Below are 16,606 nucleotides of genomic sequence, written 5' to 3'. Positions count from 1 at the left end.
AGACACCCCTGTAAGAGAGGTGTCTTTTTGAATTATACAGCGTCTTCTATTTTCGATTTTTCACCAGGCATGCGCTTGCCGATACCGAACGCATAATAGCTGACCGTCACAACCGCCAGGAAAATCACCCCGACAACCAAAGAAATCCGCGTATCTTTGTTAAACCACATGCCGATCAATACCATGAGTAAGAAAGAGATCGTCAAATAGTTTGTAAACGGCGCAAAAGGCATTTTAAACGGATGCTTATCAAGCTCAGCGCCCTTCGCTCTTCTGAAACCGAGATGGCTGATTAAAATGACGAACCACGGAATCATTCCCGGCAGCACACTCGCGCTGTACACATAAACAAAAATTTTCGGAGGCGCGATGTAGTTCAGCACGACACCGATCACAAGTCCGATTAATACCGCAAGCGTACCGAATATCGGCACACCGCTCGAAGAAACTTTCTTAAAGAATTTCGGCGCCTGTCCGTTCACGCCTAACGTATAAAGCATACGTCCCGCACTGAATATCCCGCTGTTGCATCCGGACATCGCAGCGGTAATCACAACAAAGTTAATCAAACCGGCCGCCGCCGTAATCCCGACTTTCGCAAATGTCGAAACAAACGGACTGCCGAGTGAGTGAAGCTCATTCCACGGATATACGGTAACGATCACGAAAATCGCACCGATGTAGAAAATCAAAATCCGCCAGATAATGCTCTGAATCGCGCTTCGCAGCGTTTTTTGCGGGTCCTTCGCTTCCCCTGCCGTAATTCCGATCAGCTCGACCCCTTGATAGGCCGCAACAACCAAAGACAAAGCAAAGAAAAATCCTGAAAAACCATTTGTAAAGAAACCGCCGTGCGACCATAAATTAGATAATCCGATCGCATGCCCTCCGTTACCGAAACCGAAGAAAATAATCCCGATTCCGGCAACAATCATCAGAATAATGGTGACGATTTTGATCATGGCAAACCAAAATTCAAACTCACCGAAAGATTTTACCGAAATTAAATTCGCCGCACCGAGAATGGCCATGGCGATAATGCCGGGAATCCATGCCGGCAGATCAGGAAACCAATATTTCATATACGAACCGACGGCGATAATTTCAGACATCCCGACGATCACCCATTGAAACCAGTTGCTCCACGCCGTCATATAGCCGGCTAACGGATGTATATACTTATGGCCGAATGTCGCAAACGACCCTGTACTCGGCTCTACATAGAGCATTTCGCCCATCGCACGCATGATAAAAAAGATAAAGATACCCGAGATCGCATAAGCCAGCAGGACAGACGGCCCGGTCCATCCGATCGTGCTGGAAGACCCCATGAATAAACCGACACCGATCGTGCCGCCCAGCGCAATCATCTGTATATGACGCGCGCCTAAGCCTCTCTTTAATTCTTTGTTTGCCACTTCGCTTCCTCCTCTTAACAGCTCTGATATATGTGAAATAATGAAGCAGAAGGTGCACCTGTTGAACCTAACTCAATCTTCATTTCCCGCAATATTAGAAATATTCTATCTTTCTATCGTTATATAATCTCCAATTTCCTTATTCCATCATAATAAATTTTCGTGAAAAATACAATTGTTTTTTTCAGGTAAACACCTTACACTCTGAACCAATGGAGTAAAAATAAAGCGCTTTCATTTTCATTGAATTATGAATATTGAGATAATAAATGCCGCAGCCTCCGAGAAACATTATTTCCCAGGAGAAACGTTTTCCGCCCCCTATTCAATATTATTTTTGCTAAGCAGAATGGCGTAAAGCCTTACTCTCTTCCATTCTCCCTTGTATACGCCATAATCCTGCTTAACCCGGCAAAAATCATGCATTAATCGATAAATGCCTCATTCAGCCGCAGCAAAAGCCGGCTGAACATTTCTTTTTCATCGCCGGACCAATCGTCAAGCATACGATGATACCGCTCAAGACGCATCTTTTTATCAGCTTTTAACCTCTGTTTGCCAAGCTTCGTAATCGCAAACAGACTGACCCGCCCGTCAGAAGGATCAGAAAAACGCTGGATCAGCTCTTTCGACTCCAAGGCCGCTGCCTGGCGTGACAATGTGGAAATATCCAGCTTAAATGATTCGGCCAATTCCTTCACACGCGCCGGCCCGAATTCATCCAGCTGCCGTAATAACAAATACGCAGCCCTTTCCAGATGTCCGATTTTACGGTCGGAGTTATCAAGATAAACAGCTCTCCTGATAAAAGTGGTGAGCTCATATTCAATTAATTCAATCGGATCTTGTTTTGACAAACGCCTCACTCCTTACATTGACAACAGCAACATTAGTTGTATAATACAAACATATGCACATTTACTCAGAAAACATATAGAAATATTTTGCATACATATATTTGTATAGTACAAATATATGTGCCAAAAGTAAAGAAACTTATAGAAACATCAAGAAAGGGGGAAGCTGCTCTTCTCCAAAGAACAGCATTGTCGTGAAAGTCATACGCATCATCTTGCAAATCATTATTTTATTCGCATTTTCCTTTATCGGGGGAACCGTTCAGCAGTTCTTTCACCTGCCCATTCCCGGAAGCATCATCGGTTTGATCCTGCTGATCATATGTTTATCGGTTAAGATCATTCCCGTCAAAATGATTGAAGACGGAGCCGGATTTTTGCTGTCTTTTCTTCCGCTCTTATTCATTCCGGCCATGACGGGCGTCATCAATTACCCGTCACTGTTTTCCGCCAGCGGGGCTGCTCTGTTTCTGATCATCGTGCTGAGCACCATCGTCACAATGATCGCCGCAGGATACGCGAGCCAGCTGTTAGAGCACAAAGCCAATCAGAGAAAGGAGAAAAAGAAGTGCAGCAAGCATGTATCGCAATCGTTATAATTTTGTTCACGGCCGCCGCCTATCTGGCTATGGTGAGATTATATGTGCGCTTTCCATATCCCTTTCTCATACCGGTTTTGACCACTACGATTTTCATTATCGCCGTGCTGCTTGTTTTTCATATTCCGTATAAAGCGTATATGATCGGCGGACAATGGATCAATTCACTGCTCGGACCCGCCGTGGTGGCTTTGGCATACCCGCTTTATAAGCAGCGCCGGGTGTTAATCAAGTATATGTTTCCGATCATCGGCGGCGTGTTGGCCGGTTTATTCTCCGGAATGGTCAGCGGCCTGCTATTTGCAGAGCTGTTCGGCATCAGCCGGAGTTTGATTTTGTCAATTATCCCAAAATCAATTACGACGCCTGTCGCCATACAGATTGCGTCCGGTATCGGCGGTGTCCCTTCCATGACAGTCGTGTTCGTCATGATCGCAGGGTTTTCCGGCGTTATCTTAGGACCGCTGCTTCTCAAGTGGATCCGCATCCGCAGCTCACTCGGGAAAGGAATTGCATTCGGGAGCGCTTCCCATGCGCTCGGCACCTCAAAAGCAATGGAGTACGGAGAATTAACGGTCTCCATGAGTTCTGTTTCCATGACGCTCTGCGCCGTGTTAGGGTCGGTCTTCGGCCCCGTTGTAGCATGGATGTTTCAAATTTAAAGCCGGCGGTTCTCCGTCAGCTTTTTTCATGTGCGGATCATCTCATTTCCTTCCATTATTATGTTTCATTTGTAAGAATAATGGTAAAGTAGAAAACAAGGAGGGATTTAATGATGACTGGGACAATTCCGCAAAAGAAACTGCTGGATGGGACAAGCATTCCCGCGATCGGCTTCGGTACATACGCTCTTAATGGAAACAATGGCGTTCATGCCATTACCAGCGCCATTGATATCGGCTACCGTCTGATTGACACCGCTTATAACTATGAAAATGAAGGGACGGTCGGAGAAGCCATCCGCAGAAGTTCTGTTCCGAGAGAACAGCTATACGTGACGTCCAAGCTGCCCGGGCGCTACCATGACTATGACAAAGCTGTACAAACCATCCAAGAATCTTTATACCGCGCCGGTCTGGACTACTATGACCTGTATCTCGTCCATTGGCCGAATCCGAAACAAGACCGCTACACGGAAGCATGGCAGGCACTGATTGATGCGAAAAAATGGGGCCTGATCCGATCCATCGGCGTCTGCAATTTCCTGCCTGAGCATATCGAACGGCTCGAACGTGAAACCGGCGTAAAGCCAGGCATCAACCAAATTGAACTGCATCCCGCTTTTAATCAGCAGCAGCAGCGCCAATGGCACGAAGAACAGGGTATCGTGACAGAATCATGGAGTCCGTTATCCCGCGCCGGTGAAGTATTAAACGATCAAAAACTCGGACAGATTGCGGACAAATACGGCAAAACCATTTCTCAAGTCATTTTGCGCTGGCATATCCAGCTGGGCGCCATCCCGATTCCAAAATCAGCATCGCCCGAGCGCCAGCTTGAAAACATCTCTGTTTTTGATTTCTCCCTTGATGAAAACGACATGAACATCATCGACTCGCTTACCCGCCCCGACGGACGCATAAACGGCCAAGACCCGGCGGAGTATGAGGAGTTTTAAGAAAACACATAAAGAAAAGCTGACGGCATCGTTCGTCAGCTTTTTTCTCATTTTATATACGCACACACAGCTCCCGTTTCCATTCAGAAAGCCAATCTGTATCCCCAGATCCGTATTGCCTGCTTTGACCGGCATCACGCAGAGATCCGTTTTTATACTCAATGGACAGCACCAAATCAGGAATGGCGTCATAACCCGTTCTCGCAAGCTTCGTGAGCGCCTGTCCGTAATGGGCGGCCGCTTCTGCCGCCGTATGTTTCAGCAAAGGATCGTGCTGCAGCGCTTCCTTATAGACGTCTAAAAGGTCACGGCCGTCTTCTGTGACGTACTTTCCGTCCACGATCTGCAAGTCTTTCAGATGATAGCCGGTCACCTCATACATTTCCCGAACGACTTGATATTTCTCATATGTTTCCGGCGTAAACTGCGAGGAGTCATCACTCCGGCTGCGAATGATGTGCGCAAACAGCTCTTTGCTGTTTTCCCCGGAGTTTAAGACGGCTTCAATCTGCTGAGTGAGCTCTTTATCGTCAATCCCGCTCACTTTTAACAGATAATCAATCGGTGATATCGTAAATGTAAGATTCGCACCCTCCGGAATCTGAATATGATTCCGATGAAAAAGCACACCGATTTGCTGATTGACCTGCCCTCTCTGAAACACCTTTTCATTTTCTCCTTGAATCTCTCCGTTGAGCGTTTCACCCCGAAACGCCGCATCACGGAAATCATAGCTCTGGGCTTTCCCCTTAAACAGCCATTCCGTTTCATTATGATAAGCGGCCTGACGCTCTGATTCTGTTAAATCACTCCTGAAATAAGGTGAATCGGGACGCTGGTATTTGTCCTTAATAAAACGCAAAGGATCTGATTTTCGTTTATTGATTTCATTGATACGGCTGTATTTCTCATCAAGAATCCTGCTTGCAATATCACTCTCAGACTCATACGGATTATCAGCGGCTATTACTGTCTCATTCCCATTATCCGCAATCGTTTTCTGATTTGCGGATTGATATAAACGGGACAGGCTGCTCCCTTTCTCAGTGACACCGCTCCTTGAATAATTCACCTGGCTGAGATCGCGGGTGCCGCTTGCCTGAATCAATAAGCTGTCCGGCCCTTTTGCCGCATCTTTCACATTTGTTTTGGAAGAATACCGCTGAAGCGCTTGCTGAGCCATTATTTGATTTTTTATATAACGAGCGTTTAGGCGCATGTTTTTAACCTCCGCTTGAGATAATGTTCTAGTGTTTGTATCGGCTGTTTTCCAGTTGATTTTAACCTAAAATAACAAATGTTTACATTATGGGGGTTTTTTATGTATGATGTAGTCAAAAAGGGGGATTTTTCCATGAAAAAGTATATATCTATACTATTTGTCAGTGCAATCGTATTATCAGGCGTATTGTTTGCACCTTCAGCCTCTGCCTCTGCGTCTCAAAAGAACTCATCACAAATAAGCGCTATTACAGGAAATCACTCATTTGAAACTGCCAATCCGGTAGGCTACTGGAAATATAAAAATATTGATACAGCCATATTGCCGGAAGGGGAAAAAGAATCGTACTTCACTTTCACGGCAAATAAGGGAGAAAGACTCTATGTCAGGAGCTCAACAAGAAGTGAATACAAGGGAATGAGCATTGAAATTTATAATAAAAATAAAGTGCTGGTCAGTAAAGGCACAGAAGTGATAAACCCTGATACGCCGCTTCCTTTTATCTATGCCATTACAAATGCGAAAGAGAATAACGAGATGTTCTACGTGAAAGTGTCCCGCGGCTCATACACTGATGATATATACTTTACACTCTCCATTTACGATCGAATCAAAGCTGGAAGCGAGACCTTCGCATTCAGCGGCGCAGCTGAAAATAAAGGAAATACAAGCCTCAGTCCGAACGGATCAGATTCAACCGTTCTCAGGCTCGACTTAACCAAACAGACAAGCATTCCAAAAGACGCCATAGTGAAAAGAATCGGCACCGCCGCGACTCAAATACCAAGTCAAGGAAACACAAGACACTGCATAATGTCAGAAGAAAATAAAGTGTGGCACCGCGCACTCGCAAACAGCTCCACTCAAGGAAATTACGATATCACACTGGAAGATAACCTCTCAGTCTCAAGCATCTGGAATTTTAAATACAACACACTCGCAACAGCTAGATCGACTATGAAAAATGTAAAATTGAAGATTGATTATGAGTATGATGTGACATCACAGTATTAATGAGAAGAACTGCCGCCCATTGTGCGGGCGGCTGTCTGCTTAAAGTTTAAGTGAATTTATGAGCCCGTTCCTTGCCTTATCCTGTTGTAAATTCTTTTTTATGATAGATAGCTGCGGCAATGAAAAATGAAATGATATATAAGATAACGCCGATCATGAGATATATAATCGGAACATATAAAGAAGGATTTATGTGCAAAAATGACAGCGGTACTTGTTCTGCTACATACCCAACGACACTTTGCAATCCAAAGGTAGCAAAAAGTCCCCCCATTGCCCCTCCAATCACGATAGCATCGGATTTTTCCGGACCTATCATGTAGAGAAGAGGATAAACGATTGCACCGGCAAAGAGAACGATGAACGTTCCAAAAGAGACAATATTAAATATGCCGTCAATTGGTTCATCAGAACCCAGGCTGTATACAACGAAAATACCATAAGATATTACGGCTCCGATCACAACAATCAAAAGATAAAAGAAATAGTGACTTTGAACAATATTTGTTCTGCTGACGGGTAAAGTCAAGACATACCTGTCATAGCCAGACTTGCTCTCATACTTTATAACCTCAAGTGCGGGCATAACGACAAACAAAATAATCAGCATAGCAACAAAACGATGCATTGAAGCATCCCCAAAATAAAAAATGACTGCTGATACCAATATGGCCAACCCTGTGTATGCAAAGAAACTCCGATAAACCAAGTAATAGTTAGTCAGTAACAGACCTCTCAATGTTTTCACTCCTCGTTAAAAAGACGCTGATTTCTTCTATGGAAATGGTGTTGGCCGTTACGCCATTCGGCAACTTCTGTTGATCCGATACAAGCACACTCCAATAAGATCCATAATTCCTTTTTGCTAGAACGATATCTTCGTCAAGCTCAGCCAATTGGCCTTCATCAACATCTATAACGGTATAGCTTTCAAGAACCTTATCTTTCTCTTCATTTAATAAAATTTCGCCATCTTTCATCATAATGATATGGCTGGCTATCTTCTCGACATCAGTCATAATGTGCGATGAAAGTAAAATACCGCCGTTGCTTTTACTCACAAAGCTTTTTAATTCATTTAACAGATCATCTCTTGAAGAGGGATCAAGCCCTCCAGTTGCTTCATCCAGGAGTAATAATTTTGCATTATGCGACAAAGCAACAGCTACAGATAACTTCATTGACATGCCGCGCGAGAATGTATTCACTTTTTTGTCCATAGGTAAAGAGAAAGAATGAACCAACCGGTAAAAATGGTCTTGGTCCCAAGCGTCGAATAGTTTCTTAAATACATGGTTCAGCTGCTTTATCGTAAGGTGCGCGGGAAGATTCATCGCATCAAATACGACACCAATATCTTCTTTGAACTTTATATGTTTATCCAGATTCTCTTTACCAAAGATTCTCACTTTACCTCTATCCTGAGAGATTAATCCTAATATCGTTTTAAATGTTGTTGATTTGCCTGCGCCGTTATCACCGATAAAACCGACAATTGATCCGGCAGGCACATTGAATGTAACATCCTTTAAAACAGCTTTATGACCAAAAGATTTGCTGATGTTTCTGATTTCTAAAAGGTTTGACATCATTCCACTCCTATCATTGTTGTCAGGACTTTTTTAAGAATTGAACCGGAGTATTGCAAAATGTTGTTATTTTCATATCTAGTCTAGGTATTCATAATGGATCAGGAGCCGACAAATACAAAAGGGATTTTAAAGTCTTTTTTAATCATAATTTGGAAGTGTAATCGATTGATTACATTTATATAATGGATATTCATGATGAAAATTACTGGAGGTGATTACTTTTCGATGAGACATACACAAAAATGATTTACTAATGATTACATTTATGGATGTTAACCGGAATGCATCTCGTATTATAAAGCAGGTGTTATTCCTTTTCAATATATAAAAGGGGATTTCTTTACAATCGCAAAGAGTATGTATTTCTCATTTCCGCATTAAAAAACCCCTCTGGCTAATAACCAAAGGGGTTAAATATATTATTCCACCGTAACACTCTTCGCAAGGTTGCGCGGTTTATCAACGTCACAGCCGCGGTGCAGTGCAGCGTAGTAAGCGATCAGCTGCAATGGCACAACAGATACCAGCGGAGCAAGCGCAGGGTTGACTTCCGGCAGGATGAATCTGTCGTCTGCGTCTTCTAAGCCTTTCAGCGAGATGATGCAAGTGTTGGCGCCGCGGGCTGCGACTTCCTTCACGTTTCCGCGGATGCTCAGGTTGACGTGTTCTTGTGTCGCAAGCGCAAAGACCGGTGTTCCTTCTTCAATCAGTGCAATTGTTCCATGCTTCAGCTCGCCGCCGGCGAAGCCTTCCGCCTGGATGTAAGAAATCTCTTTCAGCTTCAGGGCGCCTTCGACACATACGAAGTAGTCAAGGCCGCGGCCGATGAAGAAAGCGTTTCTTGAAACAGTCAGGTACTCACGCGCGATCATTTCCATTTCGTCCTTCTGGTCGCAGAGGGCTTCCATGGCGTTTGCCGCGATACCTAATTCTTTGACTAAATCAAAACCGATATCAACGCCGTTGCGTTCTGCCGCAACTGATGCAAGGATCGCGAGGACGGCAATCTGAGCCGTATACGCTTTTGTTGATGCCACGGCGATCTCAGGGCCTGCGTGCAGAAGCAATGTGTAATCCGCTTCACGGGAAAGCGTTGATCCCGGAACGTTTGTAATCGTCAGCGCTTTGTGACCCAGCGCTTTGACTTGAACAAGCACGGCACGGCTGTCCGCTGTTTCTCCGCTTTGAGAAAGGAAGATAAAGAGCGGCTTCTTAGACAGAAGCGGCATGTTGTAAGAGAATTCACTCGCTACATGCACTTCAACCGGTACGTTTGCCCACATTTCAATATATTGTTTCCCGACAAGACCGGCGTGGTAGCTCGTTCCGCAAGCCACGATATAAATGCGGTCCGCTTCCGCCACGGCGTCAGCGACATCGCCCGCCACGGCCAGTCTGCCGTTTTCGTCCTGATACGTTTGGATGATTTTGCGCATAACAAGCGGCTGCTCATCCGTTTCTTTTAACATGTAGTGAGGGTATGTGCCTTTTTCGATATCACTGGCGTCAAGCTCAGCGATATAAGACGCACGTGTCATGACTTCACCGTCAAGGTTTTTAATCACGGCTTCGTCTTTTGTCACGATCACCATTTCTTTGTCCAAAAGCTCAACGTATTCATTCGTTACTTGAAGCATAGCCATCGCGTCAGATGCCACGACGTTAAACGTATCTCCAAGACCGATTAACAGAGGGCTTTTGTTTTTTGCAACGTAAATGGTGTCTGTGTTTTCACCGTCAAATAATGCAATTGCGTAAGAGCCTTTTAACAGAGTCAGTGTTTTACGGAACGCTTCTTCTGTGCTGAGTCCTCCCGCCACAAATTGCTCAATCATTTGAACGACTACTTCAGTGTCCGTGTCGCTTTTCAGTTCAACGTTTTCAAGATATTCGCGCTTCAGCTGAACATAGTTCTCGATCACACCGTTATGAACAAGTGTAAAGCGGCCGAGTGCGCTTTGATGCGGGTGAGCGTTCAGGAAGCTTGGTTCGCCGTGAGTCGCCCAGCGTGTATGGCCGATTCCCGCTTGAGATTCAACCGTGTGATCCACCACTTCACGAAGGTCGGCGATGCGGCCTTTTTCTTTGTACACATGCACGCCCTGCTCATTCGCCACAGCGATACCGGCAGAGTCATAACCGCGGTACTCAAGCTTCTCTAATCCTTTTAACAAAATCTCTTTCGCATCAAGCTGACCGATGTAACCTACAATTCCACACATATTTTCTTCCTCCTAAAGGTGTAAAAGGAGACGAAGAAAGTCAAATTACAAGGGGACTTTCAATCGTCCCCTCCCACATGTTTTTTTGGAAGATCATGTGATTTCTCTTTGTTCGGAGAGTCGCCCCTCCGGTTTGAAGAAATCCTTACGGCTGTGATCTAAATGAATCAGCCGGGAGGCATCCGCCGAAAATTCGATAACCTCCATCCTCGTCAACTAAGCCGTTTTTCGGGCGCTTAGTTCGGGCGCTGTAATTATAAAAGATGCAAACAATCCCGCCTTTCCTGCAAGTGAAAAACAAAGGCTGAACAAGCTTGATTTTACAGCATGTGCCAAGGACGGTCAATTATTTTTTGCCGCCCCGGCATCATGTTTACTATCATTTTATGCTGATCGCACTTGTCTTGTTCGCTCTCTGCTTATAAACTTCGCTACTCCGCTCCCATTTCTGTCCGCACGACATCCACGATTTTTGTGACATATTCGTCACAAAGCTCTTTTGTTCTCGCTTCCGCCATCACGCGTACGAGCGGTTCGGTGCCTGACGGGCGCACTAAAATCCGGCCGTCTCCGTTCATTTCTTTTTCCACTTCAGAAATAACGGCCTTCACCTTAGCGTTTTCTTCTACCTTATATTTATCCGTCACTTTCACGTTCACTAAGAGCTGCGGGAATTTTTTCATTTCATCCGCAAGTTCTGAAAGGGTTTTGCCGGACGCCTTCAGCGTATTCACAAGCATGATCGCGGACAAGAGACCGTCGCCGGTAGTGTTGTAATCAAGGAAAATAAGGTGCCCTGACTGCTCGCCGCCGACATTATAGCCGTCTTTTTTCATCGCTTCTACGACATAGCGGTCGCCGACTGCCGTTTGAACGCTTTTGATTTCTTCTTTTTCAAGCGCTTTGTAGAAACCGAGGTTGCTCATCACGGTCGATACGACGGTATCATCCTTCAGACGGCCTTCTGATTTCAAATACTTCGCGCATATGTACATAATCTGATCGCCGTCGACGATGTTTCCTTTTTCATCAACGGCAATGAGGCGGTCGCCGTCTCCGTCAAACGCAAGGCCGATATCGGCGTTTTTTTCTTTGACGAAAGCACTCAGCGCTTCCGGGTGTGTAGAACCGACGCCATCATTAATGTTTAATCCGTTCGGAGACGTCCCCATTGTAGATACGTCAGCATCGAGATCGGCAAAAAGGTGCGTCGCAATGGAAGATGTCGCACCATGGGCGCAGTCAAGCGCTACATGAATGCCCGTAAAATCTTCGTCCGCCGTCTGCTTTAAAAATTGCAGATACTTTTGAACGCCTTCAAAATAATCGTTCACAAGCCCGAGGTCCGCGCCTGTTGGTCTCGGCAGCTTATCTTCCGGTTCATCCATGAGACGTTCAATCTCGGCCTCCTGTTCATCAGAAAGCTTAAAGCCGTCCCCTCCGAAAAATTTAATTCCGTTATCCTGTACGGGGTTGTGAGAAGCGGAGATCATGACGCCCGCCTCAGCATCCATGGCTTTCGTTAAATAGGATACCCCCGGCGTAGAAATAACGCCGAGGCGCATCACTTCAGCTCCGATCGATAAAAGTCCGGCGACAAGGGCTCCCTCCAGCATATGTCCGGAGATACGTGTATCACGGCCGATCAGCACTTTCGGGCGCTGCTTATCTTTGGTCAGGACATAACCGCCAAAACGCCCCACTTTAAAGGCCAGCTCTGGCGTAAGCTCGCTGTTGGCAACACCTCTTACACCATCTGTTCCAAAATACTTGCCCATTTTGTATCGCTCCTTTTTCATTCTGTTGAAGAAGAATCAGCGCTTGATCCGTCTTCATCCTGGTCTTGATTTTGATCCTGGTTTTGACTTTTATTCTGATCGCTGTCAGTGTCGTCTTCCCGGTTCTTGCTCTTGTCTTTGTCTGCGTCTCCGCTTGTGCCGTTATTATTGCCGGAATCAGCGGAGCCGCCGTCATTTTTATTTGAACTTGTGTTTTTCTTAGAAGTCAGCTTGATCTTAACCGTGTCTTTTGACAGGGACCATGTGACGTTTTGCGGGCCGTTTACTTCAAGCTTTACAGAGTGCTCTCCGTCATCCAAGTCCGAGACATTGGCATACAGTTCAATGTCCGACTTTTTCAGCGCCTTAATGTTGGCGGGAGAGCCTTTGGCCGTAATATTTATCGCCTGCGATTCAGGGTCGAGAAACTCAATCTGCTGTGAGCCTCCCAGTCCGACCGTCTTGATTGCGACATTGTCAAAATCCTTTTTGTCTTCACTGTCCACTTTAACATGAAGCGTGATTTTTTCCGGTGATACCTTAGTGACACCCTTAGGAAGCGGGATATCGGCATTGATATCGGTATCTTTATCAATTTTGCCTAAATCAAGAGATACGCCGTCAATAAATTCCAGTGAATCCAGCACATCCTGCGGGCCGTAAACCGTCACCTCACTCGGATTCGAGTCAATGCTCGCAACACTCACCCCGTCCGGAAGACTTCCCTTTCTTTCGATTTTGAAAGGAAGCTTTTTGCTCGGACTGGCTACGGGAACCGTCACTTTAATGACTGACGGTTCAACATCAACAGGAAGTGCGTTGCCGTCTTTGTCATAGACGGTCACCTTCACTTCCTTTTCAATGGTCTCATTTGCATTTTCAAGGTTCACGGATGCTTTGACAAGTGAAATGTTATCAATCACATTTTTCGAACCTGTAATCTGCACGTTTTTCGGGCTGATAATCGGCTGCTGAGGGGTATATCCCTTTTTCATTTTGCTTTTATTGTAGTATTCAACTTCCACGGGAAAACTCTCAGCCGTTTTTTCCTGAATCGTAACCGTCGTGACTGATGGGTTAATGGAGATCGTCAGTCCGTCCGATACGTTTTTCGCCTTCAATTCGACCTTATGAGTCCCGGTCTTCAGCTTATTCATATCGGCGTATATCTCAAAATTCTTCGTCTGTCTCGCCTTTTTCACCGCGCTTGTCGAGCCTTTAATCGTGACATTTACCGTCTGGGGCACGCCGGTGACGACATAGTTCGCTTCATCGTAGTATGCTTTTACAGGAATATCAGTAAGCGTAGCCTCGTCAGTCGTTGATGTCGGAAAAAAGGATTCCCCCGGCTTTTTCGGAGTCGGCGCCTGGTTGTTGTTAACCGCAACGTAAAGCAGCAGCGCCAAGAGCAATGCAATGATCTTTACAGCCCAGCGGTTGTTTAAGAATTTATCCATTTTTCTTGCCCCTCCAGTACCAGCGGTTAGAAGAAGTATCTCTGGCGTTCTTCTTAAACTCGGCTTCAAGCATTTCTTTCAGTTCTTCTTCCGTCAATTCTCTGTGAAGGTCTCCGTTTTTGGCCACACTGATGGCGCCCGTCTCTTCAGATACAATAATGGTTAAGCTGTCCGTCACTTCACTGATGCCGACAGCCGCTCTGTGACGTGTCCCCAGCTCCTTTGAAATAAACGGGCTTTCAGAAAGCGGCAGATAACAGGCTGCCGCCGCAATCTCGTTATTTTTCATAATGACCGCTCCATCATGCAGCGGTGTATTCGGGATGAAGATATTAATCAAAAGCTCCGAGCTGACCTGCGCATTAAGCGGGATGCCCGTCTCAATATAATCGCCCATTCCCGTATCGCGCTCAATGGCGATGAGTGCGCCGATGCGGCGTTTCGCCATGTAGCTGATCGATTTTGTAATCGCTTCAATTGTCTTATGCTGCGCTTCTTCCACGGGGGTTCCGCTCCTGGAAAAGAACCGGCCCCGTCCGAGCTGTTCAAGCGCCCGTCTCAGCTCAGGCTGGAATATAATGATGATCGCTAAAAATCCCCATGTTATCGCTTGGTCCATCAGCCACTGAAGCGTGCTGAGTCCCAAATATGAACTGGCCATCCGGACCAATACGATGACGACGATTCCTTTTAAAAGCTGAACCGCCTTCGTCCCGCGTATGACCATGATTAATTTATATATCACATACCAAACAAGGAGAATATCAACGGCATTGCCGAGGTATTGCAAAAATGGGATGTCCTCAAAAGCCATTTCCTCGTCCTCCAAGAATTCAGTCATTTCGTTTTTTCCGTTATGAATTGTGCTGCATGAGCAATATGTACATCATATAGCGTGCTCATTATACCACATTTTGATTTCTCAAGTGAAATGGGCCGGCACGGCGATGCACAAAAAAAGAGTAAAGCGATTATACGCTTTACTCATCTTCATTCGGGTCCAAAGCGCTTACGACGCCCTGGCCCGCCGATTTCAGTTCGTACCAGACCCAGTCAAACAATTGGTTAATCTCTTCAATCTGCCCGGTGACTTGTCCGGCTGAGGCCATGTATTTTTCTCCGTTGACGACGGTCACATTGCCGTCGACTTTTCCTTCAATGAACAGCTTGCCGTTTTTTACTGTGACATCGCCCTTTACGGTCTCGCCTTCAGGGACGGTGACCGTGTGATTCTGCACGACAAGGTTCGGCTGTTTGGACACACTGAAATTGTGGTCATTATGCCAGCTGTTGAAAAAACCGCCGCCCATTAAAATCACAAAAACCGCTGCGGCTGCAATCATCGGATGAGTTTTGATCCATCGTTTTACAGAAGCGCGTTTTTTCTCTTTTGGAAGATTCGCCATAACTTTGGCAGTAAAATCAGCAGGGGCCGTGACATGCGATGTGCTTCGGACGAGTGCTACGGATTTCTCCATTTCATGAAAATGCCGTTTGCAATTCCCGCATGACTGCAAATGTTGTTTTAATACGTTTTCATCTTCAGGAAGGATATCTCCATCAAGATGCTTATGCATAAGCTGCACAATCTGTTCAGGACAGCTCATTTCATCACCCCACTTAAAGATCCCTCAATTGTTTTCTAAGAGCCTCTCTGCCTCTGTGTATCCTTGTCTTGACGGTGCCGACAGGGATATTCAGAATCTCCCCGATTTCAATTAAAGAGAGTTCGTCAATATACTTTAATACAATAACTGTTCTGTACTTGTCCGGCAGCTTTAAAATCTTTTTCTGAATTGTGTCCGACAGCTCCAATGACAATACGGCGTCTTCAGGGAGAACCCCGTCCGCGGCGATCTGCGAATACATCGTCAGCCCTTCTGCTCCCGCTACTTCTGCGTCCAGATAGTAATCAGGCTTTTTCTTGCGGATGCGGTCAATGGTCAGGTTGGTCGCAATTCTGTAAAGCCACGTTGAAAACTTTCTGTTGATATCGAAACTGTCGATATTGACATACGCTCTGATAAAAGCTTCCTGCGCAATATCTTCCGCTTCGTGAACATTGCCGAGCATGCGGTAGCAAAGCTGGTAAATCTTATCTTTATAAAGGTCAACGATTTCTGCAAACGCATTTTGATCGCCTTTTTTGACTTGCTTGATTCTTTTTTTAATCAGGTTTTCCATGTTTTATCTTACCTCTGCCCTTCACCGGTCTGTATCTATACGTTGATTGTTTTAAAAGGTTTCATTTTTTTTATTACATTTATTTTACCAAATTTCAGGCAGGGTGTAGATGGAAAATACAGAATATACTGCCTTAACAGCAGCTTAAAAATAGTATATCTGATGAACAATCAAAAATCGAAACAAACTGCTGATAAAAAAAAGACACCTTTATGCAAAAGGTGTCTGAGACTGGGCTAGCTGGATTCGAACCAACGCATGACGGAGTCAAAGTCCGTTGCCTTACCGCTTGGCTATAGCCCAAAGATGGTGGAGGGGGGCAGATTCGAACTGCCGAACCCTGAGGGAGCGGATTTACAGTCCGCCGCGTTTAGCCACTTCGCTACCCCTCCGTATTTTTTTGGAAAACAGTGCCGGCCAGAGGACTTGAACCCCCAACCTACTGATTACAAGTCAGTTGCTCTACCAATTGAGCTAGGCCGGCAAATATGGTGGAGGATGACGGGCTCGAACCGCCGACCCTCTGCTTGTAAGGCAGATGCTCTCCCAGCTGAGCTAATCCTCCATATGACCCGTACGGGATTCGAACCCGTGTTACCGCCGTGAAAGGGCGGTGTCTTAACCGCTTGACCAACGGGCCGTTGT

Annotated in this window: 15 protein-coding genes and 5 tRNA genes; 4 read left to right on the top strand and 16 right to left on the bottom strand. The window is 45.6% G+C overall.

All coding sequences use genetic code 11. The features are described 5' to 3' along the window. Positions 1 to 32: 32 nt before the first annotated feature. Positions 33 to 1,418, bottom strand: coding sequence for an amino acid permease (locus tag ACWJJS_RS15525; RefSeq protein ID WP_077721718.1), 1,386 nt, complete (start codon positions 1,416 to 1,418; stop codon positions 33 to 35). 425 nt (positions 1,419 to 1,843) lie between these two features. Beyond that, positions 1,844 to 2,275 (bottom strand): MarR family winged helix-turn-helix transcriptional regulator, encoded by a 432-nt coding sequence (locus ACWJJS_RS15520; RefSeq protein ID WP_070081297.1) that lies wholly within the window; start codon positions 2,273 to 2,275, stop codon positions 1,844 to 1,846. A gap of 194 nt (positions 2,276 to 2,469) precedes the next feature. Here ACWJJS_RS15520 and ACWJJS_RS15515 point away from each other — a divergent pair, with 194 nt between their 5' ends. The 3 genes from ACWJJS_RS15515 to ACWJJS_RS15505 all read left to right on the top strand — a co-directional run bounded on the left by ACWJJS_RS15515 (position 2,470) and on the right by ACWJJS_RS15505 (position 4,492). After that, the gene (locus ACWJJS_RS15515) at positions 2,470 to 2,874 is read left to right on the top strand and encodes a CidA/LrgA family holin-like protein (RefSeq protein WP_070081296.1); all 405 of its coding nucleotides are present in this window, start codon (positions 2,470 to 2,472) and stop codon (positions 2,872 to 2,874) included. Continuing rightward, a complete protein-coding gene (locus ACWJJS_RS15510; RefSeq protein WP_070081295.1) occupies positions 2,844 to 3,536 on the top strand; it encodes an LrgB family protein in 693 nt (230 codons plus the stop codon). The genes ACWJJS_RS15515 and ACWJJS_RS15510 overlap by 31 nt, the downstream gene beginning before the upstream one ends. Before the next feature lie 110 nt (positions 3,537 to 3,646). Further along, positions 3,647 to 4,492, top strand: a complete 846-nt coding sequence (locus ACWJJS_RS15505) for an aldo/keto reductase (protein ID WP_079890943.1) — start codon at positions 3,647 to 3,649, stop codon at positions 4,490 to 4,492. 52 nt (positions 4,493 to 4,544) lie between these two features. Here the strand turns inward: ACWJJS_RS15505 and ACWJJS_RS15500 are convergent, their stop codons facing one another. Then, positions 4,545 to 5,711 (bottom strand): DUF4885 family protein, encoded by a 1,167-nt coding sequence (locus ACWJJS_RS15500; protein WP_454023689.1) that lies wholly within the window; start codon positions 5,709 to 5,711, stop codon positions 4,545 to 4,547. 135 nt (positions 5,712 to 5,846) lie between these two features. On the opposite strand from ACWJJS_RS15500, the gene ACWJJS_RS15495 reads away from it, so the two are divergent. Continuing rightward, complete coding sequence (locus ACWJJS_RS15495; protein WP_454023688.1) at positions 5,847 to 6,728, top strand: hypothetical protein; 882 nt, start codon at positions 5,847 to 5,849, stop codon at positions 6,726 to 6,728. Positions 6,729 to 6,804: 76 nt separating this feature from the next. Here ACWJJS_RS15495 and ACWJJS_RS15490 read toward each other — a convergent pair whose 3' ends face one another. The 13 genes from ACWJJS_RS15490 to ACWJJS_RS15430 all read right to left on the bottom strand — a co-directional run bounded on the left by ACWJJS_RS15490 (position 6,805) and on the right by ACWJJS_RS15430 (position 16,601). Further along, a complete protein-coding gene (locus tag ACWJJS_RS15490) occupies positions 6,805 to 7,467 on the bottom strand; it encodes an ABC-2 transporter permease (protein WP_026092313.1) in 663 nt (220 codons plus the stop codon). After that, a complete protein-coding gene (locus tag ACWJJS_RS15485) occupies positions 7,445 to 8,317 on the bottom strand; it encodes an ABC transporter ATP-binding protein (protein WP_454023687.1) in 873 nt (290 codons plus the stop codon). The genes ACWJJS_RS15490 and ACWJJS_RS15485 overlap by 23 nt, the downstream gene beginning before the upstream one ends. 422 nt (positions 8,318 to 8,739) lie before the next feature. After that, positions 8,740 to 10,542 carry a glutamine--fructose-6-phosphate transaminase (isomerizing) gene (gene glmS, locus ACWJJS_RS15480; RefSeq protein WP_003156758.1) on the bottom strand — a complete coding sequence of 601 codons (1,803 nt, stop codon included), beginning with the start codon at positions 10,540 to 10,542 and terminating at the stop codon, positions 8,740 to 8,742. Between the two features lie 431 nt (positions 10,543 to 10,973). Further along, on the bottom strand, positions 10,974 to 12,320 hold the full coding sequence (glmM, locus tag ACWJJS_RS15475; protein WP_007408011.1) for a phosphoglucosamine mutase: 1,347 nt from the start codon (positions 12,318 to 12,320) through the stop codon (positions 10,974 to 10,976). 17 nt (positions 12,321 to 12,337) lie between these two features. Next, on the bottom strand, positions 12,338 to 13,777 hold the full coding sequence (locus ACWJJS_RS15470; protein WP_173613204.1) for a CdaR family protein: 1,440 nt from the start codon (positions 13,775 to 13,777) through the stop codon (positions 12,338 to 12,340). Continuing rightward, a complete protein-coding gene (gene cdaA, locus ACWJJS_RS15465) occupies positions 13,770 to 14,591 on the bottom strand; it encodes a diadenylate cyclase CdaA (protein WP_017419295.1) in 822 nt (273 codons plus the stop codon). The genes ACWJJS_RS15470 and cdaA overlap by 8 nt, the downstream gene beginning before the upstream one ends. Before the next feature lie 166 nt (positions 14,592 to 14,757). Further along, on the bottom strand, positions 14,758 to 15,384 hold the full coding sequence (gene rsiW / locus ACWJJS_RS15460; protein WP_003156765.1) for an anti-sigma-W factor RsiW: 627 nt from the start codon (positions 15,382 to 15,384) through the stop codon (positions 14,758 to 14,760). A 13-nt stretch (positions 15,385 to 15,397) separates the two neighbouring features. Further along, on the bottom strand, positions 15,398 to 15,961 hold the full coding sequence (gene sigW / locus ACWJJS_RS15455; protein ID WP_003156766.1) for an RNA polymerase sigma factor SigW: 564 nt from the start codon (positions 15,959 to 15,961) through the stop codon (positions 15,398 to 15,400). 231 nt (positions 15,962 to 16,192) lie between these two features. Further along, a tRNA-Gln gene (locus ACWJJS_RS15450) sits at positions 16,193 to 16,264 on the bottom strand. 4 nt (positions 16,265 to 16,268) lie between these two features. Beyond that, positions 16,269 to 16,353: transfer RNA gene (locus tag ACWJJS_RS15445), tRNA-Tyr, on the bottom strand. Positions 16,354 to 16,372: 19 nt separating this feature from the next. Continuing rightward, a tRNA-Thr gene (locus tag ACWJJS_RS15440) sits at positions 16,373 to 16,445 on the bottom strand. A 5-nt stretch (positions 16,446 to 16,450) separates the two neighbouring features. Then, positions 16,451 to 16,526, bottom strand: a tRNA-Val gene (locus tag ACWJJS_RS15435). Positions 16,527 to 16,529: 3 nt separating this feature from the next. Further along, a tRNA-Glu gene (locus tag ACWJJS_RS15430) sits at positions 16,530 to 16,601 on the bottom strand. Positions 16,602 to 16,606 lie beyond the last annotated feature (5 nt).

The organism is Bacillus sp. JK106 (assembly GCF_053663355.1).
This window is presented reverse-complemented; position numbering and strand designations above follow the sequence as displayed.

What these genes read in the sequence shown, in the direction of transcription:
- ACWJJS_RS15505 (WP_079890943.1), top strand. Translation starts at nt 3,647, where the DNA reads ATGATGACTGGGACAATTCCGCAAAAGAAACTGCTGGATGGGACAAGC.
- ACWJJS_RS15500 (WP_454023689.1), bottom strand. Translation starts at nt 5,711, where the DNA reads ATGCGCCTAAACGCTCGTTATATAAAAAATCAAATAATGGCTCAGCAA.
- ACWJJS_RS15495 (WP_454023688.1), top strand. Translation starts at nt 5,847, where the DNA reads ATGAAAAAGTATATATCTATACTATTTGTCAGTGCAATCGTATTATCA.
- ACWJJS_RS15485 (WP_454023687.1), bottom strand. Translation starts at nt 8,317, where the DNA reads ATGTCAAACCTTTTAGAAATCAGAAACATCAGCAAATCTTTTGGTCAT.
- glmS (WP_003156758.1), bottom strand. Translation starts at nt 10,542, where the DNA reads ATGTGTGGAATTGTAGGTTACATCGGTCAGCTTGATGCGAAAGAGATT.
- glmM (WP_007408011.1), bottom strand. Translation starts at nt 12,320, where the DNA reads ATGGGCAAGTATTTTGGAACAGATGGTGTAAGAGGTGTTGCCAACAGC.
- ACWJJS_RS15470 (WP_173613204.1), bottom strand. Translation starts at nt 13,777, where the DNA reads ATGGATAAATTCTTAAACAACCGCTGGGCTGTAAAGATCATTGCATTG.
- cdaA (WP_017419295.1), bottom strand. Translation starts at nt 14,591, where the DNA reads ATGGCTTTTGAGGACATCCCATTTTTGCAATACCTCGGCAATGCCGTT.
- rsiW (WP_003156765.1), bottom strand. Translation starts at nt 15,384, where the DNA reads ATGAGCTGTCCTGAACAGATTGTGCAGCTTATGCATAAGCATCTTGAT.
- sigW (WP_003156766.1), bottom strand. Translation starts at nt 15,961, where the DNA reads ATGGAAAACCTGATTAAAAAAAGAATCAAGCAAGTCAAAAAAGGCGAT.